The 6,494-nt window shown below is 41.3% G+C and carries 5 protein-coding genes; 4 read left to right on the plus strand and 1 reads right to left on the minus strand.

Translation table 11 applies throughout. The annotated features are described in order from the left end of the window. Positions 1-74: 74 nt before the first annotated feature. From glpK to BM057_RS04885, 3 genes are all read left to right on the plus strand, one after another. On the plus strand, positions 75-1,577 hold the full coding sequence (gene glpK, locus BM057_RS04875) for a glycerol kinase GlpK (RefSeq protein ID WP_047392454.1): 1,503 nt from the start codon (positions 75-77) through the stop codon (positions 1,575-1,577). A 26-nt stretch (positions 1,578-1,603) separates the two neighbouring features. After that, positions 1,604-3,427 (plus strand): type 1 glycerol-3-phosphate oxidase, encoded by a 1,824-nt coding sequence (gene glpO, locus BM057_RS04880; RefSeq protein ID WP_092091897.1) that lies wholly within the window; start codon positions 1,604-1,606, stop codon positions 3,425-3,427. A gap of 368 nt (positions 3,428-3,795) precedes the next feature. After that, positions 3,796-4,080 (plus strand): YkvA family protein, encoded by a 285-nt coding sequence (locus tag BM057_RS04885; RefSeq protein WP_047392449.1) that lies wholly within the window; start codon positions 3,796-3,798, stop codon positions 4,078-4,080. A gap of 543 nt (positions 4,081-4,623) precedes the next feature. On the opposite strand, the gene BM057_RS04895 is transcribed toward BM057_RS04885, so the two are convergent. Then, on the minus strand, positions 4,624-5,043 hold the full coding sequence (locus BM057_RS04895) for a putative periplasmic lipoprotein (protein ID WP_092091899.1): 420 nt from the start codon (positions 5,041-5,043) through the stop codon (positions 4,624-4,626). Between the two features lie 363 nt (positions 5,044-5,406). Here BM057_RS04895 and BM057_RS04900 point away from each other — a divergent pair, with 363 nt between their 5' ends. Continuing rightward, positions 5,407-6,249, plus strand: a complete 843-nt coding sequence (locus tag BM057_RS04900) for a hypothetical protein (protein ID WP_047392439.1) — start codon at positions 5,407-5,409, stop codon at positions 6,247-6,249. The last annotated feature ends 245 nt before the right edge of the window (positions 6,250-6,494 follow it).

The following is a 6,494-nucleotide window of genomic DNA, read 5'->3' on the forward strand; positions in this document are numbered from 1 at the left end:
TTTCTGACTAAAAGAAAGCGTTATGATAAAAATATAAATGAAAGAGGTTACAGTTATTTTGGAGGTATAGAAAAATGTCAGAAGAAAAGTATATTATGGCCATTGATCAAGGAACCACTAGTACAAGAGCAATCATTTTTGATAAAAAAGGAAAGAATCTTGTGAGTTACCAAAAAGAACTGACACAGCACTTTCCACATTCAGGATGGGTAGAACATGATGCGATGGAAATTTGGAATTCTGTTCAGTTCGTTATGGCTGGTGCATTGATCGAGTTAGGGATCAAGCCGCAACAAATAGCTGGAATCGGTATTACAAATCAACGAGAAACAACCATTGTTTGGGATAAAGAGACTGGAAAACCAATTTATCCTGCAATTGTTTGGCAATCGCGGCAAACATCTGAAATAGCAGATCAATTGATCAAAGACAATTATGGAGAAATGATTCACGAAAAAACAGGTCTTGTTATTGATGCTTATTTCTCAGCGACCAAAGTACGTTGGATACTGGACCATGTTGCTGGAGCTCAAGAACGAGCAGAAAATGGAGAGCTGCTTTTCGGGACAGTCGATACTTGGCTTGTATGGAAACTAACCCATGGCGCTGTTCACGTGACAGATTATTCAAATGCCAGCCGAACGATGCTATACAACATTCATTCACTTGAATGGGATGAAGAGATCTTAGAATTGTTATCGATTCCAAAAGTGATGCTGCCGGAAGTTCGTTCGAATTCAGAAATTTATGGTTATACGGAGAGCTTGAACTTTTATGGTGGAGAAGTTCCTATTTCTGGGATGGCCGGCGACCAGCAGTCTGCTTTATTTGGGCAAATGGCGTTTGAACAAGGTATGGTGAAAAACACGTATGGGACAGGCTCCTTTATTGTGATGAATACTGGCGAAAAGCCTCAATTATCGGGAAATAACTTATTGACAACGATTGGATACGGCATCAATGGAAAGGTTTATTATGCATTGGAAGGAAGCATTTTTGTAGCCGGTTCTGCGGTTCAATGGCTGCGTGATGGGATGCGGATGATCAAAACGGCGGCTGATTCAGAAGCAGCGGCTGCAGCTTCTGATAACGAAAATGAAATCTATGTGGTTCCAGCCTTTACGGGGCTAGGTGCACCGTACTGGGATCCGAATGCTCGCGGTGCTGCTTTTGGAATGACACGCGGAACAACCCGTGAAGATTTTATCAAAGCGACTTTGCAGTCTGTTGCTTATCAGGTACGTGACATTATTGATACGATGTGCCTAGACTCGGGTATCGAGATCCCATTGTTAAAAGTTGATGGCGGTGCGGCAAATAATGATTTCTTGATGCAGTTTCAAGCGGATATATTGAACACACCAGTCCAAAAAGCGGCTGACTTGGAAACAACAGCGCTAGGTGCTGCCTTCCTTGCAGGATTAGGTGTCGGTTATTGGAAAGACTTGGATGAGATCAAGTCGTTCAATGAAACGGGTCAAACCTTCTCCCCGCAAATGCCGGAAGACAAACGCGAAAACTTATATGCAGGTTGGCAAGAAGCAGTTGCAGCAACACAAGTGTTTAAACACAAATAAAACGACAATCAAAGGAGAGATGGAGCATGGCTTTTTCACACCAGACAAGAAAACAGGCAATCCAACAAATGAAAGCAGAACAACTCGATCTGCTGATCATCGGCGGTGGGATCACAGGGGCAGGTGTCGCACTGCAAGCCAGTGCTGCCGGGATGAAAACCGGTTTGATCGATATGCAGGACTTTGCTGAGGGAACGTCCTCTCGCTCTACGAAATTGGTTCACGGCGGGCTGCGGTATTTAAAAACATTTGATGTTGAGGTCGTTGCGGATACTGTACAAGAACGTGCCGTTGTCCAAGGCGTCGCACCACACATTCCTAAACCGCAACCGATGCTACTTCCTATTTACGATGAACCAGGTGCAACATTCAATATGTTTTCCGTCAAGGTGGCGATGGATCTTTATGATCGTTTGGCAAATGTGACCGATCCTCGCTATACAAACTATTTGCTGCAAAAGGAAGAAGTACTGGAAAGGGAACCCCAATTACAAAAAGAAAATCTTTTAGGCGGCGGTGTCTACTTAGACTACAAGAATAATGATGCCCGTCTAGTGATTGAAAACATCAAACGAGCCGCTCAAGATGGCGCACAGATCGCCAGCCATGTAAAAGCTGAAACGATTCTGCACAATGATCAAGGCAAAGTGAATGGCGTACGAGCGAAAGATTTATTGACGGGTGAAACCTTTGATATCCAAGCCCGTTTGGTGATCAACACCAGCGGTCCATGGTCGGACTTTGTACGGGACTTGGACAAACGAGAAGATACCCCAGAACAAATGCGTCCAACAAAAGGGGTTCATTTAGTTGTAGATGCGAAGAAATTATCTGTACCGCAGCCGACTTATTTCGATACAGGCGACCAAGACGGACGAATGATCTTTGTGATCCCTCGCGAAAACAAAACTTATTTCGGCACAACAGATACCGATTATCATGGCGATTATGACCACCCCACCGTTACAAAAGAAGATGTCGATTACTTGTTGGAGATCGTTAACCGTCGCTATCCAGGTGTGGGTTTGACGATCCAAGATATCGAAGCGAGCTGGGCTGGCTTACGTCCGTTGATTGCTTCAAATGGCGGTTCTGACTATAACGGCGGCAACAATGGCAGCCTTTCAGATCAAAGTTTTGAAAAAGTGATTGATGTTGTTTCCAAATATCAACGCAAAGAAGCCTCACGCTGGGATGTAGAAGACGTACTGAGCAACTTGGAAAGCACACTTTCTGAAAATGAGTCTAACCCTTCAGCCGTTTCTCGCGGCAGTTCGCTTGAAACAGCCAAAGACGGCTTGATCACGTTAGCTGGCGGAAAGTTGACGGATTATCGCAAAATGGCAGAAGGCGCGGTTAAATTAGTACGCGATCGTTTAGCTGATGAATTTGACCAAACTTATACACTGATTGATTCTAAACGTTACCCTGTTTCTGGAGGCGAGATCGATCCTGCCAATGTAGAGGAAGAACTAGACAAAATCGCTCAAATAGGGATCGAAAAGGGCTTGAGCAAAAACGATGCAACCTACTTGGCTGATCTGTATGGATCAAACACGCAGAAAGTTTATGCCTTAATGGATGAACTAGAAGCTGCACCAGGATTGAGCTTGAAAGAGACGCTAAGCTTGCATTATGCATTGGAGGAAGAAATGACGCTCAGACCGATCGACTTCTTCTGGCGCCGTACCAACCATCTGCTCTTTATGCGTGATGCACTGGATGATATCAAACAACCGGTGATAGACGAAATGGCGCGCTACTATCAATGGTCAGATGAAGAAAAAAAACATCAGATGAAAGAGTTGGAAGCAGCGATTGCACAATCTGATTTAGCTGACTTAAAGTAACTAAAGATGGTTAAAAGATGCGGATAATGTTGTGAATAGACAGTACTCTAGCTGCGTAATCTATTGGCTCCTATAAAATTGAACGACAGCAGTAAAAAAGAGACCTTTCTTATCAGGAAAGGTCTCTTTGAGTATACAGATTCAAAACTTGTTTTGACTCGTTCATTCGTTTTTTTATACACGGAAGATCCACGACGTTTTTTAACTGTTCTATCTGATTTCAGAAAATCATCCTTTAGACCGATTAATTTTTGCCAAAAAAGTTTTATACTTAATTTATCATAAATGGAGCGAAAGGCATTTGTCTTAAACAAATAGAAACCTTTCATCAGCTTATGATCAATCTAAATGAAAAGGATAATGTCACCATGAAAGTAAGAAAAAAAGCTGCAAAGACACCAATTGGACAAGTTAAGTCTCTGAGTACGGCATTTTTCAAATCTGGTTTGAAAGGCAAAAAGAAGCTGGCTGTGTTAGGAATTATCCTTTACATCATCAGCCCATTTGATTTAGTGCCGGACTTTATTCCATTAGCCGGTTATGCAGATGACCTCTTATTGCCGATTCTTTATTTTATTGCGCAATACTTGATGAATGATGAATCTGAAGAAATGCCGAAACATAAAATAAAAGAAGCAGAAAAAGTATCTTAATCTTTGATCTGATGGCAGACCTTTCTTAACGGAGAGGTCTTTTTTTTATAGCACCAAATGGCTTAAGGAAAACAATTTGCCTTAACTCAATCAAGGTGCAAAACCATAATAAAAAAAGATAAACAAAACATAGCCCAAAAAAGTTAGGAAAAGGCTTAATGTGAGGACAGAAAGCCATAAAAGAAATCGAAAACCTTTGAAAAGCTCCATTTGCTGTCTCCATTTGTGAAAGGCAAAAAATAAAGTGCCCCATAAAGGCAGAAGCATAGCTGCATAAAAAAAGGTGAGGCCGTTAAAGAAAAGATCGATACCGCTGTTATTGCTCGTTCTAATAAAATAGAAAGAGAAAAATGAAAAAAACAAGATAAATAAAAGCTGTACAGTGATGGAATACAATCTGATCAGTTTTTGGTATTTTCCTAAAAAGTTTGCTTTCCAAAAGATGAAGCAGTACAGGGAAGCTAAGGGAATAGTAGTGGTCAATTGGCCTGCTAGGGGCATCATGTTACTCCCTCTCTTTCTTTTTTCGGTTCAACGTTGAGACTAAAGCTCGATCACAACTTTTACAATGCTCATTCCTGGGAGCTGCGGTGGAATCGACATGGTCATTGGTGCATTTTCGATCAAAGTCACTTCTGCCTTGGCCCCTTTTTTAACGTCTTCGATGGTCAAAGGAGTATTTGTCTCTTTGTCGACCAATGGAATCTCTTCGTTCATCAATAAAATCACTTCGTCTTGAGCAGCAGCATCAGTAGAAGGATCGACAGGCTCAAAATCTTTTAGCACAATCCGATTGTTCTCTTGGTCTCCCTGTTCTTTGACTTCAGCATGATACAACACAGTTTTTTCCTCCTTTTGACTTTCACTTGTTTCAGATGAGTTTGGTGTACGATCATCTGCTGAGTTGGCGCTGCAACCGAATAATAAGATTGGCGCCAACAGTAATATCATCAGAGGTTTCATTTGCTTGTCTCCTTTCTGTTAAATAGGATAGGGAAGCGTGTGATCTAGCGGCACGCCCTTTTTAATAAAGATCCATAGAATATTTTGATGATGAGCCAGATAAGTCTTACCTGCTGAAGCAGATGACATTTGCTCTAGCCAAACAGAACGGTTTCAGTAACGTTACTTTCACCTGAGGTCTCTTGATTCTAAATAATGGCGGTTTCATCTCTTAAAATAAGTATAGCGGAAAAAGCCAGCAGTTAAAATAGAATCGTTTCTGATTTGCTTGCCGTGAAGCAAAGACGACCTAAAAAAACATTTTGTTTTACAAAAAAAGAGGCAAGCGTTACCCTAAAAGTAATTCATTAAGGAGGTTTTTTTATGAAGAATCTATCATATAAGTATTTGATCACAGCAGGGGTATGCGGAGCTTTATTGGCGGGCTGTTCATCATCTAGTACCGAAACAGACCAAGATGCCGCGTCATCTTCGCAAGTAGAAGTATCACAGAGTATGGATTCCACCAGCAGTATGAGCAGCGAATCAAGTGCTGAGTCAACGAGCAGCCAAGAAAGCACAACTTCTTCAAGCAGCCAAGAAGTATCCAGTTCTTCATCAGAAAAGAAAAACGATTCCTCTAAAACTGATGTCACTTCTGAAGCGAAAATGAATCAGGATGCCGTATTGCTGCCAACTTATTTTCCAACAGATGGGGTAAATGCTGCATTTGAAACGAATAAAGAAGAAGCCTATACGGTTAATTATACAGACAGACAAGGAAATAAAATCGTTGATGTATCTGGAACGATCTACACAGATGCAGACACAGCTTTAGAAAAAATGGAAGATAAAATGAATGGTGCTGTTTCAGTAGAGCCAAATCAAGAAACAGATGAAGACTTAGGACATGGGATCACTGGTTATGGAGAAGGTGCTGCCGGTAATCAATACTTTAGTTGGGAAGAGGGCAAATGGGACTTCACGATCCATTCTCTGACACAGGATGAAATGGATGCACCTGGCATTGCTAAAAAAGTCGTTGGTTATTTAGAAGAACATGCACTCCCAGCTCCAAGTGAAAAAGGAATGGTGTACATGGATTATCAACAAGGCGGAGATGACGTAGATGTTGAGATCATGTGGCAGAAAGAAGACCGTGTTTACGAATTACACACTTCTCAAGTCCCATTAGAAGCATTGAAAATGGTTGTTTCAATGAAATAAGAAGACGATACTAGAAACGTTACCAAAATGGGATAAGAATGTTCTATAGACAACTCAAAAAGCCTGGTTTCTGTTAAAAGAAATCAGGCTTTTTAGTTGCATCATCTTAAGATTTGGAACACGCGCAAATTAAAACCGATTCGAGCTGTGCTTAATGACAAACTCGAGGAGCTTATCACATTTGAGTAGGCCATTATTGAGACTTAATGACAAACTCGAGGAGCTTATCACATTTGAGTAGGTCA

This window comes from Pisciglobus halotolerans, from assembly GCF_900113675.1.
Classification (GTDB): Bacteria; Bacillota; Bacilli; order Lactobacillales; family Carnobacteriaceae; genus Pisciglobus; species Pisciglobus halotolerans.

What these genes read in the sequence shown, in the direction of transcription:
- glpK (WP_047392454.1), top strand. Translation starts at nt 75, where the DNA reads ATGTCAGAAGAAAAGTATATTATGGCCATTGATCAAGGAACCACTAGT.
- glpO (WP_092091897.1), top strand. Translation starts at nt 1,604, where the DNA reads ATGGCTTTTTCACACCAGACAAGAAAACAGGCAATCCAACAAATGAAA.
- BM057_RS04885 (WP_047392449.1), top strand. Translation starts at nt 3,796, where the DNA reads ATGAAAGTAAGAAAAAAAGCTGCAAAGACACCAATTGGACAAGTTAAG.
- BM057_RS04895 (WP_092091899.1), bottom strand. Translation starts at nt 5,043, where the DNA reads ATGAAACCTCTGATGATATTACTGTTGGCGCCAATCTTATTATTCGGT.
- BM057_RS04900 (WP_047392439.1), top strand. Translation starts at nt 5,407, where the DNA reads ATGAAGAATCTATCATATAAGTATTTGATCACAGCAGGGGTATGCGGA.